Origin of the sequence: Planktothrix paucivesiculata PCC 9631, assembly GCF_900009265.2 — a bacterium.
Lineage (GTDB): Bacteria > Cyanobacteriota > Cyanobacteriia > Cyanobacteriales > Microcoleaceae > Planktothrix > Planktothrix paucivesiculata.
Window position 1 is genome coordinate 1 of the sequence record NZ_LR735028.1, and the last position, 23428, is coordinate 23428.

Genomic DNA, 23428 nt, shown 5'->3' on the forward strand with positions numbered 1-23428 from the left:
AATTATACACCATCTGTAGGGGCGAACGGCCGTTCGCCCCTACTAGATATGGTTGTTTTGCGTAAGTCCTGTATTAATTACCCGATTAAAACCCCTTTCTCTTTCTTTGTGTCTTCGTGTCTTTGTGGTTCCTTCTTGTATCTATGAATTCAGCAATTAACACCAATCTAGTTAAACAAAAAGCCCTAGATTTGGGATTTCATCAAGTTGGTATTGCAGCCATTAGTGAAACCGAAGAAAACCGTCAACACCTGCAATCTTGGTTAGATCAAGGATATGCGGCGGATATGGCATGGATGAATAGCCCCAAACGCCAAAATATTCGTCAATTAATGCCAGAAGTTGCATCGGTTATTTGTGTTACACTTAACTATTATACCCCCGATAAACAACCAGAAAATCCCGAATTGGGCAAAATTTCCCGTTATGCTCGGGGACGAGATTATCATAGGGTTTTACATAAAAAATTAAAGACTTTTTCCGAATGGTTACAACAACAAGCACCAGGAATTCAAGCCCGATATTATGCCGACACCGGGCCAATTCAAGATAAGGTTTGGGCGCAAAAAGCAGGAATTGGATGGATTTCTAAAAATAGTAATCTGATAACCAGAAAATACGGATCTTGGGTCTTTTTAGGGGAAATTTTAACTAATTTAACCCTAACTCCCGATCCTTCCCATACTCAACATTGTGGCACTTGTACCCGATGTTTAGAAGCCTGTCCCACGGGCGCAATTACTCAACCATTTGTAGTCGATGCTAACCGTTGTATTGCCTATCATACCATTGAAAATCGCGCGGAAACCTTACCGGAAAATATTAGCAAAAACTTAAACGGTTGGGTCGCCGGATGTGATATTTGTCAAGAAGTTTGCCCTTGGAATCAACGTTTTGCTCAGGAAACAGACGTTATAGAATTTCAACCCTATCCTGAAAATATTGCCCCCAAATTAACCGAATTAGCAGAACTTTCTGAAACCGAATGGGATCAACGATTTCGTGCTTCTGCTTTACGACGCATTAAGCCGCAAATGTGGCGTCGAAATGCCCGCGCAAATTTAGACTATTAAGAAATAAGAGGGTTTTTTGGTGGTTAATTATATCAGTTTAGTTCGGTTTAGAAGCTAAAAAAGATTGATAGTTTTTAACCGCTTGGGGTTCAGAGGGAACAGCTTTTTTCATTAAAATTACCCCATCTCTAAAATCAATAATCCCGTATTCTTTATTAGCAGTTAACTGTTCAATTCGTTGATTGATTTCTTTGAAAGCATCGCGATCGCCTGAAAAAGCAATCCCATATTTTTGTAATTGCCATAAATCCGCTAGAACATAGTCAACAGAAATAACCTCTCCCGCATCATTTTTTAACTGATATAACGGAAACCTTAATACCTCGCGACGACTCGATAAATGCGGCACAATATAAGTCGTGGTAGCAACACTGGCATCGGCAGGAATGGCATCCATTAAGGGTCTAAATTGGGCAATGTGTGACCATTGGGTGGTAACGGGAATATAAACCCAAGGATCAACGGAATCAGGAATAATAAAATAGAGGCTACGATGGGGATTGGATGTGAAACTAAAGAATAACGATAACCCAATACAAAATAACCAAAAGCGACGGAATTTGACCGAGGGTAAAGCCACCTTTGCTCCCGAAATTTCTCCTGATTCGGGGTTTAATTGCAGGTCAGACTGTTCTTGTAACTGTTTTTGACGATTTGACCACCATAAAATTGTGCCATAAAACAACCCGGGAACCACCGTTAAAGCATAACGAATCGTAATTGATAATACCGATTCTCCCTTAGCCATAAATAGTTTTAATAAAGGAAAACCCGCAATCATCCAAGACGCTGGAGCGATCGCCGGAATAAAAGCCAAGGGCAACCACTGACCTAATAAATATTTTAATGTTCCCCCAAAAGGAGTAAAAATTTCCATCAGTAATCTGCCGGGATTACTAACAATTCCCCAAAGAATTTCTAAGGTTGAAGCCTTATCGCCATCGGCATATTGACCAAACCTTTCCATCATAAACCGTTCGGAAATATCAGCCGAAAATAAGGGCATGATTAAATTAGTTAGGGCTAAAATATAACCAAAACTCAGTAAACAAACGATTAAACCCTGAAGGGGATAACGTTTACTTAAAATTAGGTAAACCCCAACCCCAAATAAAATAATTCCCGAATCCTCTCGCACCATTAAAATTAAAACCGCACAGATCCAAAATAGCCACCACCAGCGTTTTTCCATCGCTAGTAGCGCAGTGAACATAAATAATGGAATTTGACAGATATCATGGAAATTGCTCAGGGTGGGGCCAATAACCGCATTAGCCCCATAAAAGCTGACAGTGATTAGGGCAGCTAAGGGGGGTTCCAAATGCTGACGAGCTAGGAGATATAACACCAGTCCCGCGACGGTAATTAATGTTACTTGTAAAACCGAGAGGGTAACGGGGGAAGGAAACAGCGCGTAAAGTGGTAACCAAAGTAATAAAGCTGGGGTGAAATGCTGTCCTAAACGATGGTAACTAACACTAGGAAACTCCCCCTGATGGACAACATTGGTGGATAGGGCAGAAGACAGGGAACTTTGAAAAAAACGTCCCTGGGCGCCATTCCAAAAGACTTGATTAAAAATGCCTTGGTCATAGGAGGCATAAAAACTAAAGTAACGGTGTAGAGTTAGGCTTAAACAAATGATAAAAAATGCGATCGCCACTCCTACGACCCATTTCAACGACGAATTTTTCTGCCAGTTTTGCCCGCTTAGGAACATTTGGGATCTACCTAAATTTTTTCAACAGCTATCAAGACCCCCAGACACTCAAGACAGGTGAGGGACATCAAATTACAATCACGGAATAGTCTACCATTCTCTTTTGGCTTTCCGGTTTTCCTGATCGCCAAAAAAAATCAAATCTAAAGAAGATATTAAATTACACTATAAATAAATGCAGTTGCCCATGTACTATCCTTCTTCCTTCCGAGACGGTGAAAATAGTTTACCGCACCTGCTGAAAACCCATGAAATGCAGGCCTTTCCCGAAAAACAGTCTCCGTCCCCAGAAGTCCCCTTGCAACTCCTTTTATTTGTAGATCAGCGTCCTAGCTCCCAAGAGCGAATTCGGCGAATTCGTGATTTCCTAGAGAAGTTAAATACTCAAGATGAATTTGAACTTCAGATTATTGATGTCGGTGAACAGCCCTATCTGGCTGAACATTTTAAACTGATAGCCACACCCACCCTAATCAAAATCCACCCCGAACCTCGACAGGTGCTCGCGGGAAGTGATTTAGTGGCTCAACTCGAACACTGGTGGCTGCGTTGGAGAGAAACAACGGAGTTATTGGAGTTAGAGGAACAACCGCCCGCTCCTCTGACTTCCGGTTCCCCCCTGGCTCATGCTGCTAATTCCGTAGCCCATGTCACTGAATTAATTCAACTCAGTGATCAGATATTTCACCTGGAACAAGAAAGGGAACTTTTACAGCAACAATTACAGTTTAAGGATCGGATTATTGAAATCCTAGCCCATGATTTGCGGAGTCCTTTAACAGCGACTTCCCTGGCCCTAGAAACTTTATCTTCTGATCAAATTACTCCGGCTTTAAAGGTGCGTTTAATTCAACAGGCTCGCGCTCAAATTCGTATTATTGATCGGATGATTACGGATATTTTACAAACATCAAATAGTCCTAATATTCGCTTACAAATTCAACCGAATCAGTTAGAATTAACGACTTTTCTACACCAAATTTTAGCGGAGTTAGACTCACAATTTCAGTCTAAATCGTTGAATCTAAAAACCGATATTCCCCATGATACCCCGTGGGTTTATGCAGATCCCGAACGGATTCGGCAAGTGATTGTTAATTTATTAGATAATGCAATTAAATATACTCCCCGAGGCGGAACCCTGGAAGTGAGTGTCTTACACCGCACCAGTCAAAAGGTACAGGTGAGTATTGCCGATAGTGGGCCAGGAATTCCCGAAGACAATCGCGATCGCATTTTTCAAGAACGTTTTCGTTTAGCCCGGGATGAAGATCAAGATGGTTATGGAATTGGTTTATCCTTATGTAAAAAAATTATTGTTGCTCACTATGGCAATATCTGGGTTGATTCTAGTTCCACCCGAGGCAGTTGTTTTCACTTTACCTTACCCGTTTACCATTAAGGTTGAGGAGGGAACAGGGCTGGATCAGTCTTTATTTCTCAACGCGGCAATAATTTTTTCATTGGCTTTAGGAAAGGGAAATTGATCAATTTCATCTAATGTCACCCAGCGAATTTCATCACATTCTAAAGGCTGAGGTTCTCCCCCCAAATAACGACAGTGATAAACATTTAAAGTGACTTTAAAATGGCTATAGGCGTGTTCAATCGTCATTAAATAATCTTCGACTTCGATTTCAATGGCTAATTCTTCTTGAATTTCCCGTTTAATACAATCTTTTAGGGTTTCTCCCGCCTCTAATTTTCCCCCCGGAAACTCCCACAGTCCTCCTAATAAACCCTGGGCTGGCCGTTTATCAATTAAAATTTGTTTTTGTTGATTCCAAATCACACCAACACCAATAATTTTATGGGGTAAGGGAGAGGAGATTTCAGGCATAGGAGTTGGGGATTGAAGATTAAGGTTCAAACATCAAGGATAATAACTATTCTTCAGGGGATTTTTCACTCACGGCGATCGATTTTTCAAAGGCCATTCTTTGTTCGGCATTACGCAGAAAATAGCCACTAATCATTGCCGACGCTAAGAGTCGTCCCAAATGTTCGCGACTGGTGGTTACTGTAATCCCAAAATGTTCCGAGGGTAAATTGCCTAATAGTCCTAAAATATTCCTTTCCATGACTTGGAAAACTTCCGAAGAATTGGGTTTAGAGAGTTGAGAAACCGTATCAGGACTCATGGACTGGACATATTGCCACAATAGATTTCCAAGTTCTCCAGTTTCTTCTTGGAAAAATTCTGAATTGCGCTTAGATCGGTCGTTCATGTTCATCTACTCCGTTATAGCAAGAGTTTTCTTAGATCTCAACCTGATACCCGGTCGGTTTGTCAGTAGTCCCGATCCGGCTTAGGTTTTAGGGTATGGGGCTAGGACTGCAATAGGAACAATAGACATCTCCCTATATCTTAATGGATTTTAAGCGGTTGAGCAGTTAGACTATATATTCTAGGCCGTGGAAACACGGATTAATCAGGATTAAAATTATTAATCACCCGCAAAACCTATGACTGTTGAAATTAAAGTTACTTCTATTGTTTGTCAAGCCTGTGCCAATACGGTGACTAAAGCTATTAAATCTTTAGATGCTGAGGCTGATATTAAAATTGATTTAGAGACAAAAATGGTCAATATTAATGGTAAACCCTCGGAAACCGCAATTAAAGAAGCGATCGCCGCCGTAGGTCATACCGTAGAGTAATAATTAGGCTAAGTAGTAAGCCCTTTAGGGCTTCATTCCCCAGAATTAGTAACAAAACCTAATACCAATAACTATGTCTTAGGTTTAGGGGACTAAGCCCTGAAGGGCTTACTACTAATAAATTTCTGGTTTGCCCAAGCAAGTTTGCCTAATATTCGCTACCCTGGACTTAGGAGCAAAATATTTCCGATTTCAGTCATAGATTAGTAATTAGACTCAAAAGCAGGAGATCATTTTCCCTTATCGGCGAGGCTATTTACAATTTAAGTAAAATCATGACTCAGGAATTCCATATTTCCGTAACCCCGGTTGGAGACAATCAATATTTGGTGCGAACCGAAAAAGTCGCATCCGGTGTCCCTTTGGCCGAAGAACAAGTTAAATGGCCGGTGGATGAATGGTTAGCCCAAGCCCGTCAATTGATGAATGATCCCCTGTTAGGGGTCTTAGAAGGCCAAAGCGTTCGTCGTTCTCGGGGTTTAAGTCAAACCATTGACCCTCAATCTACCAGTGATCCGCCCCTGTTGAGCTTAGTCGAATTGGGTCAACAGCTTTATCATGGCTTATTCCAAGGAACGTTACACGATAGTTGGACTTGCGCCCAAGCGATCGCTCAAAATCGCCAGGAACTCTTACAATTACGCTTAGGCTTAAAAGGCAAACGCTTATCAAGTTTACCCTGGGAAGTATTACACGCCGCCGACCGTCCCATAGCCACGGGAACAGATGTGGTATTTTCGCGTTACCAACCGGGAATGAGTTCCACTCTCCAGACCCAGGTTAGAAAACCCAATCAACCCTTAAAAATTTTAATTGCGATTGCTGCACCCACCGACCAAGACACCCTACAACTCAAGCGGGAAGTGTTGCATTTACAAGAAGAATTGCGACGGGAAAATAGACGGAGTAACGGCAATTTTGTGGAACCCCCAACCCCCGATATTCAACTCACAATTTTAGAACAACCTGACCGAGAACAACTCACCCAAGCTTTAGAACAAGGGGAATATCAAGTCTTTCATTATGCCGGACATAGTAATTTAGGGGTATCCGGGGGAGAATTATATTTAGTTAGTCGTCGAACCGGATTAACGGAAACTCTAAATGGCGATGATTTGGCCGGATTATTAGTTAATAATGGCGTGCAAATGGTGGTGTTAAATTCCTGTCGGGGAGCCTATGGAAATACACCGGATGTTAGTGATGATCCGGCCCAGTTAAATTTAGCTGAATATGCCATTAAGCGTGGTATTCCAGGGGTATTAGCCATGGCGGAACGGATTCCCGATGATGTGGCACTCACCTTAACTCGATTATTATATAGAAATCTTAATCAAGGTTATCCGATTGATTTAAGTTTAAGTCGAGCTAGACAAGGATTAATTTCTGCCTATGGTTCCGATCAATTATATTGGGCATTACCGATTTTATATTTACATCGAGGATTTAATGGGTATTTAACCACGACTCAAGCTAATAATTCTATTCTGGAAGAACAGGAATTTTTACCTTTACTTTCTGCTTCAGCAGAACAAGAACCCCAGCCCAAATCTACCTCTAAAACTCTCTCATTATCCGAACTGGATAACATGAATGATGATCATATCGAAGATCTATTAGATGATATGGTTTGTGAAGATAATTTAGATAATGATTCAGATGATCTGGACTTTATTGGAGATTTTCTCAATCAATCACGAGTTGAAAATCCTCCGACAAAAACCGAATTAATATCCAATTCAGGAGCGGAAAAACCTCTTTTTTCTCCTTTAAATTCACCTTCAAAACTAATTAAAAATAAGTCTTCAAACTCTGATTATAAAAACTTTTTATCCGGTTTAACTGCCGTTAATTTATTTAAGGGAAAACGATTATTTTGGTTTCTGCCATTTTTGCTAATTCCCTTGGGTTTTGGGGCTTTGTGGTGGCAAAATATGGCTTTACAATCGAAAAAATTATCACAGACAGGCCATAGCACGTCTCTAGGAACTGTTAACTCAAATAAACCTCAAGCAACGGATTTAAAAACAGCAAATACGGATTATGTTTTGGGAATTGCCGTTGATCAATTTTATCAAAGAAATCTCTTAGCCGCAGAAGAAGCAACTACGGAATTATTAGATAGAGGCGCCTTACAAAAAGCTAAATCCGCCTTAGCTGCGGTACAGTTTCAAGATTTGAATAATCCGATAATTAATTTTCTACATGGTCGGTTAGCTTGGCAATCGATTCAACGAGGAAGTACGGAATATAAAATTGATGATGTCCGACGCCATTGGGCAAAAGCAGTGCAACAAAGTCCTGATAATATTGAATATAAAAATGCCTTGGGTTTTGCCTATTATACCGAAGGAAAGTTAGAAAATGCCTATCAAGTTTGGATGCAAGTTTTAGAGATTAATGAACCAGTTTTATCGGGGAATATTAGACCTGGAACAGCCAATAATATTCAATCTGAAGTTAAACAACACGATAAGTTAAATGCTTATGCAGGTATTGCTTTGGTTTGGTGGAAGTTTGCTCAAACTTTGCCCAGTGCAGAAAAAGAATTTATGTTAAGTAAAGCGGTTAAATTTAGTAATAAAGTGCTCAGTGAAGCCCCAACTCAATTTCAACCCAATGAACTCTCTCAAAATTGGATGTGGTCTAAGGAGTTAATTCGAGATTGGCAATTATTACAAGAAGAAAAATAAGGAATAGGTAATACTTCGACTTCGCTCAGTATTATTTATTTTCCCCCCAATGTTGGGGGCTAGGGGGCTAGATGCCCTAAAATGTATAGTGTTTAGAATGGATAAGGTTATGAAGGATTGATCAGCAGTTTTAGAGACGATTTCTCAAGCAGCAATATTTGCCCCCTAAATCCCCCAAAATTGGGGGACTTTAAGAGGTTGTCCTGTTAAAGCGATCTCGTTTGAGTTACGAGCGCGAGCGCCAACTCATTAGTACGCTACATATAGCGTAACTGCGTAAGTCCTGATAGAGAAATCTTTTCCTTCCTATTCCCTGTTCCCTGTTCCCTGTTCCCTGTTCCCTGCTCCCTGTTCCCTGTTCCCTGTTCCCTGTTCCCTGTTCCCTGTTCCCTGCTATATTAGGGTTTCTGCAATTCAAATTCCTGACAGATAGATTTAGAATCAATGCCACTTTGATATTCACAGGAGAATTTTTCCTGACACCATTTTTTAATATTGACTTCCTCTAATTTAATCTGATTAGAACAGGAAGGTTGAATCACCTGACTCACCAAAGCCCATATAATAGTTCGGGTTACATCTAGTCCTGTTTTTAGCCACAATTCACGATTTGCAGGCACTCCGGTTTCTTTTACAGTTTCCACATCGACCCAAATTCCATGAGAACCTAAGATAATTTGAGCCATCCATTTAGCCCGAGGTAAATGGGTCGGAGAGGTAATTAATTTAATATGACGAGAGTGCCATTGACTCAAAATAGGTTGACTATAAAAAAAGTTATCAAACGTAGAACGGGCACATTTTTCCAGCCAAACTTTTTGGGTCGGAGCTTGTTCCCGTTGAAATAATTTTAAAATACAAGGATCATCTGAGCCCGTTGAAATTAAAATAGGAATTTGGGGATTTTGTTTTGCCAGTTCCGTGACATACATTTCCCGTTTAATACTTCCCCCCAACACAAAAAATGTATCCACCGGGGATTGGGATGCGGCAGAAAGTTTCTGGAATTGATGCCAAACACTACTCGAAAAGGTGATTAATAGAATAATCACGCTCAAAAGTAGAATTTTTAGGCAGAATTTATGTTTCAATTGTAAGTGTTGCCAATTCATCTGGGAGTGCCTGAAGGAATCAAAGGTGGCTCTATCATTTAAAATCAATCTCCTATGAATATTATCAATCCTGTGGTCATGGCTCGTTTATTTTATTGTACGTTATTCTTAGGTCTGGGACTCGATCCGGACTTGAGTTTAGCTCAAAATAATCTAACTCAACCCCAACCTAAATATAAATATCCCCAAGAAATTGTCAATGCCTATATTAGCAGTTGTAGTAAACGGAGTATTCAAGAAGGTTTAACCCAACCACAGGCCAAAATTGTTTGTCAGTGTACGATTAATCAATTTCAATCTCGATATAGTTTTGAGCAATTTCTAAAAATTTATACTCAAGCTCAAAAGGCGAAGGAATCTCCCGATGAGTTTGTGGATGTCGGGATAGAATGTGCTGAAAAACTCCTCAAATAAACTTATTCTAAAGATTGTTTATTGATAATCAAATTTCAATAATATCATCAATTTTTCACTTATTATTTATCTGCTATGATTCAGCCTTCACTCAAGCCTTCCCTGCGAGAAAAGTTGAATATTTCTCGTTTTTCTATTGCATATCCTCGAATTACCATTGGGTTTTGGATTGCGGTGATTGTCGCAGGAATCATGGCTTTTAGTAGTCTCAAATATGCCCTGTTTCCCGAGGTGACTTTTCCGGTAGTTGTGGTCAGTACCACCGCCCCCATTTCCACGGCAACGGAGACAGAATTAAAAGTTACTTTACCCATTGAAACCGAGGTTAAATCAATTCCCGGCGTCTATGATTTACGTTCATCTACCTATGCAGGTCGGAGTATTATTAGTTTAGCTTTTTTAGTGGGAACCTCCTTAGAATCCTCAACAAATCAGGTGGAAACGGTTTTAAAAAATATTCAATTTCCGACTAAAACCGACTATAATATTATCCCATTAAACTTAAATGAATCAACAGCAATTACCTACGCAATTCAAAGTGAAACCCAAACCTTAAAAGAATTAACCACGATTACTAAAGCGGAAATTCTGCCTCAACTTCAAGCCCTACCTGGAGTTTTAAAAGTTAATTTATTAGGGGATGGATTAAGTCGAGAAGCTAAAAAAGATATTGCCTCTTTATCGAGTTCTCAAACCTTAATTCAAGACCCTCCCACGTTAGTTAGATATAATGGGGAAAATGTCTTAGCGTTTCAGGTAATAAAACGCAGTGATGGCAATACCTTAGAAGTGGTTAATCAAGTTGAAAATACAATTAATACTATACAAAAAAACTTAACCGATGTCAAGATTATTCTAGCAGAAACCCAAGCGGATTATATCAAAAAAGCTACCCATTCTACAATTAATGAATTATTCTTAGCCGTTATTTTAGCAATTGCCGTTGTTTACCCGTTTTTAAGAAATTTTAGAGCTACTTTAATTACTGCTTTAGCAATTCCAACTTCTTTATTAGGAACCTGCATTGTGATGGCAATTGCTGGATTCAACTTAGAAACAATAACCTTATTAGCCTTAGCTTTAGTAATTGGAATTGTGGTTGATGATGCTATTGTTGATGTGGAGAATATTTCTCGATTAATTGATGCTGGAGAAACACCTAGAGAAGCAGCCATAAAAGGAACTAATGAAATTGGCTTAACCGTAACCGCTTCCACCTTAACCATTGTGGCGGTGTTTCTGCCTGTTGGCTTTATGGGAGATGCGTTAGGACAGTTTTTTAAACCCTTTGCCTTAACCATTTCTTCGGCCGTTTTAATATCCCTATTAGTAGCTCGAACCCTATCCCCGGTTTTAGCAGTATATTGGTTAAAACCCGTTAAAAATAGACCGGAAAATTACACTCCCAAACCCCACCCCATTATTGAAACTTATCGCCGAGTCTTGCAATGGTCACTCACCCACCGGAAACGAGTTATTCTAATTGCTATTTTCAGTTTTATTGCCGGTTTAGCCTTAATTCCTTTTGTCCCCCAAGGATTTTTACCCCGACTCGATAGGGGAGAATTTGTGATTAATTATTCCTATCCTCTCCCTCAAATTTCTAATCTTCAACGTAGAGACGAGCCAGGGCGCGTCTCCTCCACCTCAAACGAGCCACAGGGCGTCGTCTCTCCCTCCAGTGATATGTTTCAACAGCCAGGAGCTTTTGATTGGTTAACAGATTTAGCCAGAAATCCCATTCAACTTTTTTTGAGAAAAACTCGCACAACGGCTACAAAAATAGAGGCGGTTATTTTAAACACTCCCGATGTGGAAAAAGCTCTAACAATTATTGGGATTAAAGGCCAACCGAATCGAGGTAGAATTTATGTCAAACTGAAAAATAATCGTCAATTAACAACTTTAGAAGCTCAAGATAAAATTCGTGCTAATTTACCCCCCATTGATAACGTTACGGTCAGTGTTGAAGATATTCAATTTGTGGAAACTGGGGATGAAAAACCTCTGCAAATTGTGTTAGTAGGAGAAGACATTAATCTGTTAACCAATACAGCCAAAACCCTGCAAGAAAAAGTAGCAAAATTACCCGGTTTTGTCGATGTTCGAGCAACAGGGGAAGATAACACATCTAATAATATTAACCAAATTGAACGATTTAATGGTCAACGGGCGGCTTATATTACGGCGAATTTAAGCCAAGGTCAATTATTAGGAGATGCGACTAATCAAGTCATTGAAATTGCTCAACCCTTAATTCCTAATGAAATCACCTTAAAATTAACCGGAGATTCGGCTAGAATTGGTCAAGTTTTAAAGAGCTTTCTAATTACGCTTTTATTTTCGGTGGTTTGTATGTTAGGGCTACTATTCTTATTATTTGGTCGCTGGGTTGAACCGGCGGTGGTGGGGTTAACCCTTCCCTTATCTTTGGTCGGGGCAATGTTAGCTTTATTAATTACCCAAAGTGCTTTCGGGATTATCTCTTTAATTGGGTTAATTTTCCTGTTAGGATTATTAGATAAAAATGTGTTATTATTGATGGATTATATTAACCAATTACGTCAAAAAGGCATGGGTCGAAATGAAGCAATTATTGAGACGGGAGTTGTCCGTTTAAGACCCATTATGATGACCACCGCTTCGACGGTTTTAGGAATGTTACCGATTGCTTTAGGATTAGGTGCGGGGGCAGAATTAAGACAACCGATGGCCGTTGCGATTATTGGGGGTTTAATTACTTCTACTTTATTAAGTTTAATTGTTGTTCCGGTTTTAAATACGTTTTTAGAAGATGAAGGATTGAAGATTAAAAACCGATTTAAGAAACTGGGTTTATGGAAATAAACCACAAAGACACAAAGACACTAAGATATAATGAAAGCATTTGTAACGGGTGGAACAGGGTTTATTGGGGCGAATCTAGTTAGATGTTTATTAGAAAATGGTTATGAAATCAGGGCTTTAGTTCGTCCTGAGAGTAACTTAGATAATCTGAAAAATTTAGACGTTGAAATTGTTCAAGGAAGTTTAATTGATTCTAACTTGTCTCAATCTTTAAAAGGTTGTCAAGTTTTGTTTCATTGTGCCGCCCATTATTCTCTTTGGCAAAAAGATAAACCCTTATTAGAACAATATAATATTATCGGAACTCGTAATATTTTAGCCGCCGCCCGACAAGCGGGAATTGAACGAACTGTTTATACGAGTTCCGTTGCTGCGATTGGCGTAAAACCCGGAATTGCTGTTAATGAAACCTATCAAAGTCCGGTGGAGAATTTAGTAGGATATTATAAAAAATCAAAATATTGGGCAGAACAGGAAGCCCAGAATGCAGTAAAATTAGGTCAGGATATTATAATTGTTAATCCTAGCACGCCCATTGGCCCTTGGGATATTAAACCCACACCCACGGGGGATTTAATTTTACGCTTTCTTCGCCGACAAATGCCCGCCTATGTGAATACTGGATTAAATTTTATTGATGTTAGAGATGTTGCTCAAGGTCATTTACTTGCCTTAGAAAAAGGCAAAACTGGAGAACGTTATATTTTAGGTCATCAAAATTTAACCTTAAAACAATTTTTAGATTTATTATCACAAATAACCGGATTACCCGCCCCTGAAAAAACCCTCCCAGTTTGGCTTCCTTTGGGCATCGCTTGGGTCGATGAAATAATTTTAGCTAATTTAGGAAAAAAACCTTCTATTCCCTTAGATGGCGTTAGAATGTCCAGACAACCCATGTATTATAATGCTTCAAAAGCGGTTCAAGAATTGGGTTTACCTCAATCTGCAATTAAAACCGCCTTGAAAGATGCCGTTAATTGGTTTATGTTAACAGTTGACCGTTGACAGGTAAGGGCGGGTTTAGTCAGATATTTTTTAATGAATTGAAATCTTGATAAACCCGCCCCTACAAATCCGCAAAATCAGTGAAATCTATCTAAATCCGTAATCTAAAAGGAGAAAAATGGCCATTCAACTTGAACAAGCAATCACCGTTGGTAAATATTTATTCATGCAACGGTTAATGGGGCGAAAAAAATTCCCCCTGGTGTTGATGTTAGAACCGTTATTTCGCTGTAATTTAGCCTGTTCTGGCTGTGGGAAAATTCAACATCCCAAAGAAATTCTCAAGCAAAATTTAAGCCCTGAAGACTGTTTTAAAGCCGTGGAAGAATGTGGCGCGCCCGTGGTTTCAATTCCTGGGGGTGAACCTTTATTACATCCCCAAATTGATCAAATTGTTGAGGGTTTAGTCGCTCGGAAAAAATTTGTTTATTTATGTACCAACGGAATTTTACTCGAAAAAAGTTTAGATAAATTTAAACCTTCTCCCTATCTAACCTTTAGTGTGCATTTAGATGGATTAAAAGCAGATCATGATCGCTGTGTTGATCGAGAAGGTGTTTTTGAAATCGCAGTTCAAGCGATTAAAATGGCAAAATCAAAAGGATTTAGAGTCACAACTAATACAACGGTATTTGCCGGAACTCAGCCCGAAACAATGCAGAAATTCCTTGATTTTCTGGAAAGTTTAAATTTAGATGGGATGATGATTTCTCCGGGTTATAGTTATGAATGGGCTCCCGACCAAGAACATTTCTTAAAACGGGAACAAACCCAAGCCTTATTCCGTGAAATTCTATCGCCCTATCAATCGGGGAAAAAGAAATGGAATTTTAACCATAATCCTTTATTCCTAGATTTTTTAATGGGAAAAGAAGACTATGATTGTACGCCTTGGGGAAGTCCGAGTTATAGTGTTTTAGGATGGCAAAAACCCTGTTATTTATTGAATGAAGGGTATTATTCCAGCTATCAAGAATTATTAGAAAAAACCGACTGGGAACAATACGGAAAATCCAGTGGTAATCCCAAATGTGTGGATTGTATGGTTCACTGTGGTTATGAACCCACGGCGGCGGTAGAAGCGATGAAACTGGAAAATATGGGCCGTTCCCTGGGGGCTTTGTTTTAATCAGACCTAATCACCATCCTAAAGATACCCTCGTTTACGCACCCCCTCCTTTTTGTCTAAATTGCCCCTCCTGACGGGGTTACACCCCCAAATTAGCCTCAGTCCAACTCTATGAATTCTAAGAAGAATGTAAAGATTTGTTAATTTAGGGCATTTTGTAAAATAGACTACAGAATGTTCTGGTATATTAGAAATTGAAGACAAAAACAGCCTCTTACTTTTTAGGCTATTCATTCAGGAGAAACGAATTATGGGTACTCAAGATCAAGCTCGGGCTTTAATGATGCGTCATCACCACACCATCAAAAATCGTCAACAGTCCTTACTCAACCGGGTTTCCGATCAAGTCGGTGCAGAACCTGGCGATATCTCGACCATTCAAGGCAAACCCAGCGCCCATTCTGCCAGCAGCTATGACCGCAGCAACGCCACCATGAGTTAGAAAGATTAATAATTGCAATCTTTCTTCACATTTTAGTTAAGCAAATTTTAGTTCAAAAACCTTTCAATTTTAAACACAGGAGAAACAAACTATGAATACTCAAAACCAAGCTCGGGCTTTAATGATGCGTCATCATCAAGTGATCAAAAACCGTCAACAATCAATGTTGAATCGAGTTTCTGACGAAGTGGGTACGGAACCCGGCGATATCTCAACGATTCAAGGTAAACCCAGTGCCAATTCTGTCAGTAACTATGACCGTGGCAACGGGATGATTTAGGCGAGTTGAATATAATATTAAGCTGAAAAAACCCTTCAATTTTACACACAGGAGAAACAAATTATGGATACTCAAAATCAAGCTCGGGCTTTAATGATGCGTCATCATCAAGTGATCAAAAACCGTCAACAATCCTTACTCAACCGAATCGCGGATGAAGTCGGCATTGAACCCGGAGATTATCGGACAACAAACAATTCAAGGTAAACCGACAGACAGCGCGAGCAGCTATGACCGCAGTGGCTCGTCCATGAGTTAATTGAGTTGTTATTGAGATAACTGTAAATTCACCATGAATCAATCAATGCCCCCGCTTTGCTCCAGCAAGTGGGGATATTTTTATGGTTGAGGTGAAAGTTACTTAAACAGGACTTACGCATCACCGCTATCAATAGCAGGGGGTTTTCATTTTCCCAAATGCGATCGCTATCTTCAAAAAAAATTATCAATNTTTCAATTTTAAACACAGGAGACACGAATTATGGATACTCAAAACCAAGCTCGGGCTTTAATGATGCGTCATCATCAAGTGATCAAAAACCGTCAACAATCAATGTTGAATCGAGTTTCTGACGAAGTGGGTACGGAACCCGGCGATATCTCAACGATTCAAGGTAAACCCAGTGCCAATTCTGTCAGTAACTATGACCGTGGCAACGGGATGATTTAGGCGAGTTGAATATAATATTAAGCTGAAAAAACCNCTTTGACCCAATGTACTTGATTTTCAATTAACCAATGTGCTTTAATTTTTTCTGCAAATGTTTTCGCACTTAATTTCTGACTACTAATATAATATAAAGTCTCATTATATTCTTGATCACCCCGAAAACCCGTTCTTTCTACCTGAATAAAACTTTGAAGATGAGGATAATTTTTATGGTTGACATTTTGGCTATCAAATACTGATACTTTTCTGCTAATATTTCGCCCATGACTGACATCTTTTTCTTCATATACCGTTAAAGGTTTTTCGATTTCTGCTAAAATCTTGATCCGATTGTGCAATTTAATTTGATTCCCTTTTACCGTAATTAAATAATTATTTTTGCTCTCAATTATTGCCTGAGTTGTTTCCTTACTACAATGGAGAGCATCGAGGGTAAATACTTTATTTAATAACCCGCATTTTTCTATCATAGACAGAACTTTAGCGTTTTCAGAACTTTGTTTACTTTCAAAACTTTCCGATTTAATTACTAACTTTGTTTCTTGACTAAACCAAGATACCATAATTAACATATTTTGTTTCTGATTTTCATAGTTAGTCAGGGTGTTTTTTAAAGATTTTCCATCGATCGCAATCCAATCAACGCCTTCTTGTTGCCAATAATATTCCTGGACTATTGACTGAAAAACCAACTGAATTTCTATTGAATTTATTCCGAGCATTACTCGTCTTATGGTACTATAAGACGGCAATTTTTTAGTGTTAGTTTCTAATAATTTAATTAGCTTATTTTCTTCATTTTTTCTAAAATTATCTATTTGCTTATAAGTAACATTGCCAGTTAGCAGTGCTAAAACAATGATAGTCAACACTACCCATAATTCATGTCTTTTACCACGATTTTTCCGAAAATCCTTGACTAACTTCAGTTGTTCGATTATACTGTTTAACATAGTTTTTTAAAATCAAATAAAAGTGATCTTTCTTTGATTTTACCAAAAAAAGATCACTTTTATTTTCTTTTTTACCCCCGACAATGAAAACACCCTGCTATCAATAGTAGGGGTAATTCATGAATTACCCCTACATCTAGGGTTATATCCCCAAATTTGCGTAAGTCCTGTTAAATATTCCGATCGCTCAATGATATAATAAGCCGATATTCCCTGTAAATAAACAAACTGCTCCGTTAATAATCCCATATAGAAACCGGGTTTTTAATAATTTTAACCGCCAAAATCACTTAATTAATAAGTCAATTCCAATGGAGGAAAAGTGATGGAATTTGCCACAATTAATTTATCGACTCCTCTACAATTAACGATTGATTTAACAGAGGAGCAGTTTTTTCAGTTATGTCAAAACAATCGAGATTTAAAATTTGAACGGACTGCATCAGGAGTTTTAACAATTATGTCACCAACGGGAGGAAATACAGGCAGACGTAGTATTAAAATAGCGACTCAACTCGAAATTTGGAGTAGTAAAACCAATCTCGGTGAGGCTTTTGATTCTTCGACCGGATTTAAACTTCCCAATGGTGCGGATCGTTCTCCTGATGCGTCTTGGATTAAACGCGATCGCTGGGATACTTTAACCCCCAAACAACGGGAAAAATTTGTACCTTTATGCCCTGATTTTGTGATCGAATTACGGTCAGCAAGTGATACGTTAAAACCGTTACAAAATAAAATGGTAGAATATCAAGAAAATGGAGCAAAATTGGGCTGGTTAATTGATCCCCAAAATAAACGAGTTGAAATTTATCGCCCAGATCAAGAAGTAGAAATCCTGGAAAATCCCCCAACCTTATCAGGGGAAAATGTTCTCCCCGGATTTATATTAGACCTAACCTTAATTTGGTAAAACGTAGTAAGCCCTTTAGGGCTTCAATTCCCTATTTTAATCCTGAACAAATGAAACCCGCCCAATAAAAAAGAAGATTATGCAGCGTTTTCGCCGAAATAATTAATGAAAATCAATTTAAGTTTTCTCACCCGGGTTCTTGATATAATCCCTTGTCAGTCATAGTGCAAACACAAGGGGAAATCATGACAGATTGGACAGTGATTGAGGGTGGGGTGACTGCTCCTAGAGGGTATCGGGCATCGGGAATTACGGCGGGATTGAAAGCATCAGGATTACCGGATTTAGCCTTAATTGTCTCTGATGTAGATGCGATCGCAGCAGGAGTATTTACCACCAGCCAAGTTAGAGCCGCCTGTGTGGATTATTGCCGTCAACAACTGCAAGCCAAACCCAGTGCCAAAGCCATTTTATGTAATTCAGGACAAGCTAATGCCGCCACGGGATCAGCCGGTTGGACAGATGCGGTAGACTCTGCCCAAGCCTTAGCCGGAGTCTTAAATATTGCACCGGAATCGATTTTACTGGCTTCTACCGGAGTCATTGGTCAACGGATTAAAATGGATATCCTCAAGGCAGGAATTCCCAAGTTAGTCGAGGAATTGTCAGAAAATGGTAACGCGGCGGTAGCCAAAGCGATCATGACCACGGATTTAGTCCCGAAAACCATTGCCTTAGAAACCCTGTTTGGCGATCGCCCTGTGAGAGTGGGGGGAATTTGTAAAGGTTCGGGGATGATTCACCCCAATATGGCAACTATGTTAGCTTTTGTCACCTGCGATGCGGTGGTTTCCCCTCCCCTGTGGCAAGAAATGTTAAGCCGTGCCGCTAACCGGAGTTTTAATCAAGTTACCGTTGATGGCGATACCAGCACCAATGATTGTTTAATCGCCTTGGCTAATGGGGCGTCTCGGACTCCCGCAATTACGGGTATGGGGCCAGAAGCCGAAAAATTAGAAGGGATGTTAACGGCCGTTTGTGAATATTTGGCCAAAGCGATCGCCCGAGACGGAGAAGGAGCGACCTGTTTAATTGAGGTTCAGGTTTCCGGGGCGGAAGATGAAGCCTCAGCCTGTAAAGTGGCTAAAACCATTGTCGGTTCTTCTTTGGTGAAGTCCGCCATTTTTGGCAATGATCCCAACTGGGGAAGGATTGCGGCGGCCGCAGGCCGGGCGGGAGTCCATTTTGACCAGAATGATTTAGAAATCAAATTAGGGGATTTTGTTTTAATGCAGCAGGGTCAACCCCTAGCTTTTGATCGGAATCTGGCTAACGAGTATTTAAAACAAGCCAAAACAGGAGAATATCTCAAAGAAGATACGGTATTAATTTCAGTTAAAATCGGCAACGGCTCCGGCGTGGGCAAAGCCTGGGGATGCGATTTAAGTTATGACTATGTAAAAATTAACGCGGAATACACCACTTAATCAGTGATCAGTGTAGAGACGTGCCTGAGCGCAGCGATGCCGTAGGCTATTGGCGCGTCTCTGCCATGACTGATTACTGATTACTGATTACTGTTTCCTGTTCATATTGTGGTTCTAAGTTAACTAAAGAGGGTGTTAGGTAAAAGGGATAAGTGATAGAAGAATTAAGCTGAATATGATTAACAATTAAGCCAATACAAGGCATTCGATAAGTATTAAGTTGATCTAAAGTTTCCTGAAAAACTGTTTTATGAGTCTTATGAACAGTGGCGACTAAAATTAAACCATCCAAATGTTCCGCCAAAAATATACCATCGGTATATTCATGTAATTCTGGAGTGTCATAAATCACTAAATCATAACTATCTTGAAGGGTTTCGATCACTTTTTGCATTTGTTCTGAACCCAATAATTTAAAGGTATTAGCGTAGGGAACTCCGGCTGTTAAAACAAATAGAGTTTCTGCCAAAGGTGTTCGCTGAATCACAGAACTTGGTGTATTTTTTCCCATTAATAAATCACTAAGTCCCTTTTGATTAGATACTCCTAAAACCGTATGTAGTTGGGGATAACGTAAATTAGCATCTACTAACAAAACACGCTGCCCCATATTCGCAATTGTTTGAGCCAAATGCAAAGCAATAGTTGATTTTCCATCCTTAGATTCGGCTGAACAAATGGCAATCGAACGAATTAAAGAATCAGCATATAAAAATCTAACATTAGCATAAACTTGATCAAAAGCACCCAAAAACTGAGCCATTTTTTCTAACATTCGGCGGTTTGATTTTGCCAATTTTGGACTTCTGAGATCAACAGAAACAGCAAAATTATTATGGCGAGGAATCTCCCCTAAAAGGGGAAATTGAATAATATCTTCCAAGTCCTCACGGGTATAAAAAATATTGCGGAATCGTTCTAATAAAAGTGATAATAAAACACCCAAAGCCAGACCTGCACCCCCCACCATAATTAGCTTTTTCATCGGCCCCTCAGCTTCAGAAGAAACCGGTTTTCCTTTGGCATCCAAGAGAATACTAGGTTGAGAAATAACCTCCCAAGGAACGTTATTTTGAGCCGCTTCAATGCGTAATTTTTCTCGCTCGTCTAAAAATAAATTCAATCGTTTATTAGTTAAATCAAGTTGTTGTTGAATTTCAGTATATTGACGAACGACACCGGGAAATATTTGGGCTTGTTGATTTAAAGTATTCAATGTCTTATTTAACCCTTGTAGCCTAACCTCTAAGGATTTCATTAGACTATTCGTATTCACCAGTTGTACAATCAAACTTTGACGAATTGAGGTTTGAAAAGCCATTACCGAAGAATTATTTTCTAATTGTGAGGCTTTTTCTCCGAGAACTTTTTTATTTTCTGCTTCTAATAATTGGGATAAATTAGCCTGTTGTTCTTTTAATTGTTGAAGTTCTGGACTATTAGAATTAAAGGTGGCTGATTGAATCGCAATTTGAGTTTCGACCGCCATCAAACTATCTAATATTTGTTTGCGGAATGGACTTTCACTTAAGGCGGAAGCGGCAACTGCTTCCTCGGGATTCAGTGATAATTGTTCTTGAAGGTGTTGATATAAAACTTTCTGTTCTTCCAGTTGCCTTTCGGTTTCTTGACTCTGATTTTGTAAAGTCCGAATTTGTTCATATAAAGCCTGACCGCCTTGGGTTGGCTCTAATAATTCATACTCCTGTTGAATCTTTTCTAATCTACCTCTATATTCATCAACTCGTGTTTGCAATAAAGGCAGTTGTTCATCAATGAATTTAACCCCTTGACTAATCCGAGATTTCCGCTCATCCAAACTGTATTTTAAGTATTTTGCTTTAGCTTTCTCTAAAACAAATAGGATTTCTTTTTGGTCTTCTCCCTTATAGTTAACTTCTAAAATTTTAGTTCTATCCAGGGGGCTTTTACCATTGGATACCCGTGCTAATTTTAATTTATCTGCCAAAGTTTCCGCCGTTATTTTAGGATAACGAGTTTGAACTTGTTTAGCAATATTATTTAAAACTTCGGGACTGGTTAAAATTAGAATTTGAGTCGGATAATCTAACGTAAAAAATTTGTCACTGACTTCTCCATCAGAACGAGTAAAGGTTAAAGGGTCTGATAGTTTTTGTTCACTGGTAATCGGTTCAACTAGCAGTTGAAAGTTACCTTTATAAACCGAGGGTAACTCTGCTTTAATAAAAGGTAATCCAGCAATAGTGGTAATCCCTGTCACCCCAATAATCAGAAATATCTTGCGTTTTAAGGTTCGCAGTAAGGGACGAATACCGGGACGGCTAGTTTTGGGTTCCGCTAGGGGTTGTTGATCTTCAAGAACTGCTATTTCTTGCTGCATAGTGATGTAATACCCTTGTTATATAAAGTTACTTAGTGGGTGTGCTCAACCCTGACTGGAGTTTCTTCTCCACCTTTAAAATGATTTGAAATAACTTAGACAATCTAATCAAGAATAATCAATGGATAAAACTTTTGGAAATTATACTTCAATTGGTGAGAATTTCAAGAACGCCTTAAGTAATAACTACGGGTTTTTACTTAGAACTTTACTTACTCGGTATGAAAACCTCAAATAACCGATAAAAGGTAAAGAAGTTCTGAATTGGCTGTAACAATGAAGCACCACCATCACCCATTCTAGTTACGAAAGACCGACGGACAATAATCACATCATTATTGTGTAATACGGGATTATTCTCCTGGGCATTTCCTAATTCAAAATCGACATCAATGGTTCTTCGAGTCACCGAACCATTGGGGTTCAGGCGAATTAATTCGACAGACCTCTTATTAGCTCGGGTGTTCTCAAACCCCCCCGCCGATAATAAAGCTTGATTTAAAGGACGATTAGGGGGAATTTGAATCAAACCGGGACTTTTAACTTCCCCAACTACATTCACCGTGATTGTTGATGGAGAAAAGCTGGCGGAAGCAATTTTCTGTAAGTCAGTGGCAGCGATATCCTCAGCCGTGGGGACAATGATCGTATCTCCCTCCTGTAAAAAGACATCTTGGTTGATATCTCCCGACTGCAACAATTCCCAAAGATTGATGGTTGTGGTTTGTACCCCAGTTCTGGTGATCCTCTGGACTTCAATATTACGAATATCGGCCACATTGGTAATCCCTCCAGCCGTTTGTAATGCCCGGGTAATAGTGGGTAAATTTGTTGTGACTGCTACGGCTGTGTTTCCACCGTTAGTATCAGTTGCACCTCCTTCTTGACTCAGAGAATATGCCCCCGGACGAAATACAGCCCCGACAATCACTACCTGAATCGATTGACTCGGCGGCGCAGCCAAACTAGAAGAAGCGATTTGGCGCATTTGTTCGGAGTTAAAACCCGTCATTGTCGGAACAAAAATACTATCCCCGTCCCGGAGAATCGGATCTTGCATTAGGTTTCCCTGATCTAATAACTCCGCCAAATTTAAAGTCACAATCGGTTGTTGCGTGGTCGCCCGTCGCAGTTGCACTAAACTTAAATCCGCCGCTTGAGTCAGACCGCCAGCTATTTTAATCGCTTGGGTCAGTCGGGCAAATTGTTGATCTCCGGCTAAATTATAGGAACCCGGACGATAGACTTCACCGGCGATCGCAATCTGTACAGGACGAGGTGCGGTTAAATTAACCGTAACGATCGGTTGTCGGAGGATAGAAGAATAGAGTCGAGTAATCAATTTTTGAGTTTCCACCAGGGTTAAACCCACAACGGGTATGGGCCCAATCCCTTGCAGACTAATGGTTCCATCGGCGAGAACCGATTGTTCACCCCCATATCGTTCTACCCCAAAAACATCCACCCGAATCCGATCGCCCACTCCTAAAAGATAGGGAAAATCTCTAACTGGATTTTCTGCAATGGGTTGCTGTTTAGGCGGCACAGGATTAATTAAACGGGGAGTTTGGGCTTGTAGGGGCAACACAGAGATCAGGGGAACTCCTAAAACCAAAATTAGGGAAGTTAGAGGCGGGCAAACACAGCGAACAAACATATAATTATTAAACGCTAATTCTAAACAGGAGAGGCTTAAACCTAATCATATTACTTCTAATTATTTT

20 protein-coding genes and 1 pseudogene are annotated in these 23428 nt (G+C 39.6%); 14 read left to right on the forward strand and 7 right to left on the reverse strand.

All coding sequences use genetic code 11. The features are described 5' to 3' along the window. The first annotated feature begins 143 nt into the window (after window positions 1-143). Window positions 144-1073: a tRNA epoxyqueuosine(34) reductase QueG gene (gene queG / locus PL9631_RS24415; protein ID WP_083624481.1), complete on the forward strand. Its 930-nt coding sequence runs from the start codon at window positions 144-146 to the stop codon at window positions 1071-1073. A gap of 37 nt (window positions 1074-1110) precedes the next feature. Here the strand turns inward: queG and PL9631_RS24420 are convergent, their stop codons facing one another. Further along, window positions 1111-2793 (reverse strand): DUF2079 domain-containing protein, encoded by a 1683-nt coding sequence (locus tag PL9631_RS24420; RefSeq protein WP_083624483.1) that lies wholly within the window; start codon window positions 2791-2793, stop codon window positions 1111-1113. 253 nt (window positions 2794-3046) lie between these two features. On the opposite strand from PL9631_RS24420, the gene PL9631_RS24425 reads away from it, so the two are divergent. Then, a complete protein-coding gene (locus tag PL9631_RS24425; RefSeq protein WP_083624563.1) occupies window positions 3047-4195 on the forward strand; it encodes a histidine kinase in 1149 nt (382 codons plus the stop codon). Between the two features lie 24 nt (window positions 4196-4219). Here PL9631_RS24425 and mutT read toward each other — a convergent pair whose 3' ends face one another. Both mutT and PL9631_RS24435 read right to left on the reverse strand, forming a co-directional pair. After that, on the reverse strand, window positions 4220-4633 hold the full coding sequence (gene mutT, locus PL9631_RS24430; protein WP_083624484.1) for an 8-oxo-dGTP diphosphatase MutT: 414 nt from the start codon (window positions 4631-4633) through the stop codon (window positions 4220-4222). 46 nt (window positions 4634-4679) lie between these two features. After that, complete coding sequence (locus PL9631_RS24435) at window positions 4680-5021, reverse strand: DUF760 domain-containing protein (protein ID WP_083624486.1); 342 nt, start codon at window positions 5019-5021, stop codon at window positions 4680-4682. Between the two features lie 238 nt (window positions 5022-5259). Here PL9631_RS24435 and PL9631_RS24440 point away from each other — a divergent pair, with 238 nt between their 5' ends. Together PL9631_RS24440 and PL9631_RS24445 are read left to right on the forward strand one after the other, a co-directional pair. After that, window positions 5260-5454 carry a heavy-metal-associated domain-containing protein gene (locus PL9631_RS24440; RefSeq protein WP_083624487.1) on the forward strand — a complete coding sequence of 65 codons (195 nt, stop codon included), beginning with the start codon at window positions 5260-5262 and terminating at the stop codon, window positions 5452-5454. Between the two features lie 275 nt (window positions 5455-5729). Continuing rightward, window positions 5730-8147 (forward strand): CHAT domain-containing protein, encoded by a 2418-nt coding sequence (locus PL9631_RS24445; protein WP_083624489.1) that lies wholly within the window; start codon window positions 5730-5732, stop codon window positions 8145-8147. A gap of 398 nt (window positions 8148-8545) precedes the next feature. On the opposite strand, the gene PL9631_RS24450 is transcribed toward PL9631_RS24445, so the two are convergent. Further along, window positions 8546-9259 carry a YdcF family protein gene (locus PL9631_RS24450; RefSeq protein ID WP_083624491.1) on the reverse strand — a complete coding sequence of 238 codons (714 nt, stop codon included), beginning with the start codon at window positions 9257-9259 and terminating at the stop codon, window positions 8546-8548. Window positions 9260-9313: 54 nt separating this feature from the next. Here PL9631_RS24450 and PL9631_RS24455 point away from each other — a divergent pair, with 54 nt between their 5' ends. The 8 genes and pseudogenes from PL9631_RS24455 (at window position 9314) to PL9631_RS24490 (ending at window position 16049) form a co-directional block, all read left to right on the forward strand. Next, entirely contained in the window at window positions 9314-9673 is a 360-nt protein-coding gene (locus PL9631_RS24455; protein ID WP_083624492.1) for a hypothetical protein, read from the forward strand. Between the two features lie 75 nt (window positions 9674-9748). Then, a complete protein-coding gene (locus PL9631_RS24460) occupies window positions 9749-12520 on the forward strand; it encodes an efflux RND transporter permease subunit (RefSeq protein ID WP_083624494.1) in 2772 nt (923 codons plus the stop codon). A gap of 30 nt (window positions 12521-12550) precedes the next feature. Then, window positions 12551-13528, forward strand: a complete 978-nt coding sequence (hpnA, locus tag PL9631_RS24465; protein ID WP_083624495.1) for a hopanoid-associated sugar epimerase — start codon at window positions 12551-12553, stop codon at window positions 13526-13528. Window positions 13529-13646: 118 nt separating this feature from the next. Next, entirely contained in the window at window positions 13647-14657 is a 1011-nt protein-coding gene (gene hpnH / locus PL9631_RS24470) for an adenosyl-hopene transferase HpnH (protein WP_083624497.1), read from the forward strand. A gap of 250 nt (window positions 14658-14907) precedes the next feature. After that, window positions 14908-15099: a hypothetical protein gene (locus tag PL9631_RS24475; protein ID WP_083624499.1), complete on the forward strand. Its 192-nt coding sequence runs from the start codon at window positions 14908-14910 to the stop codon at window positions 15097-15099. Window positions 15100-15190: 91 nt separating this feature from the next. Continuing rightward, the gene (locus tag PL9631_RS24480; protein WP_083624501.1) at window positions 15191-15379 is read left to right on the forward strand and encodes a hypothetical protein; all 189 of its coding nucleotides are present in this window, start codon (window positions 15191-15193) and stop codon (window positions 15377-15379) included. 63 nt (window positions 15380-15442) lie between these two features. After that, window positions 15443-15638: pseudogene (locus tag PL9631_RS24485) on the forward strand (hypothetical protein). 222 nt (window positions 15639-15860) lie between these two features. Next, window positions 15861-16049, forward strand: a complete 189-nt coding sequence (locus PL9631_RS24490; RefSeq protein ID WP_083624504.1) for a hypothetical protein — start codon at window positions 15861-15863, stop codon at window positions 16047-16049. 17 nt (window positions 16050-16066) lie between these two features. On the opposite strand, the gene PL9631_RS24495 is transcribed toward PL9631_RS24490, so the two are convergent. Then, entirely contained in the window at window positions 16067-17002 is a 936-nt protein-coding gene (locus tag PL9631_RS24495; RefSeq protein WP_083624506.1) for an ISAs1 family transposase, read from the reverse strand. A 325-nt stretch (window positions 17003-17327) separates the two neighbouring features. On the opposite strand from PL9631_RS24495, the gene PL9631_RS24500 reads away from it, so the two are divergent. Further along, window positions 17328-17915: a Uma2 family endonuclease gene (locus PL9631_RS24500; protein ID WP_083624507.1), complete on the forward strand. Its 588-nt coding sequence runs from the start codon at window positions 17328-17330 to the stop codon at window positions 17913-17915. A 185-nt stretch (window positions 17916-18100) separates the two neighbouring features. Continuing rightward, entirely contained in the window at window positions 18101-19342 is a 1242-nt protein-coding gene (argJ, locus tag PL9631_RS24505; RefSeq protein ID WP_083624509.1) for a bifunctional ornithine acetyltransferase/N-acetylglutamate synthase, read from the forward strand. Between the two features lie 73 nt (window positions 19343-19415). On the opposite strand, the gene PL9631_RS24510 is transcribed toward argJ, so the two are convergent. Then, window positions 19416-21704, reverse strand: coding sequence for a GumC family protein (locus PL9631_RS24510; protein ID WP_083624510.1), 2289 nt, complete (start codon window positions 21702-21704; stop codon window positions 19416-19418). 208 nt (window positions 21705-21912) lie between these two features. Continuing rightward, window positions 21913-23361 (reverse strand): polysaccharide biosynthesis/export family protein, encoded by a 1449-nt coding sequence (locus PL9631_RS24515; RefSeq protein ID WP_083624512.1) that lies wholly within the window; start codon window positions 23359-23361, stop codon window positions 21913-21915. Window positions 23362-23428: the final 67 nt, after the last annotated feature.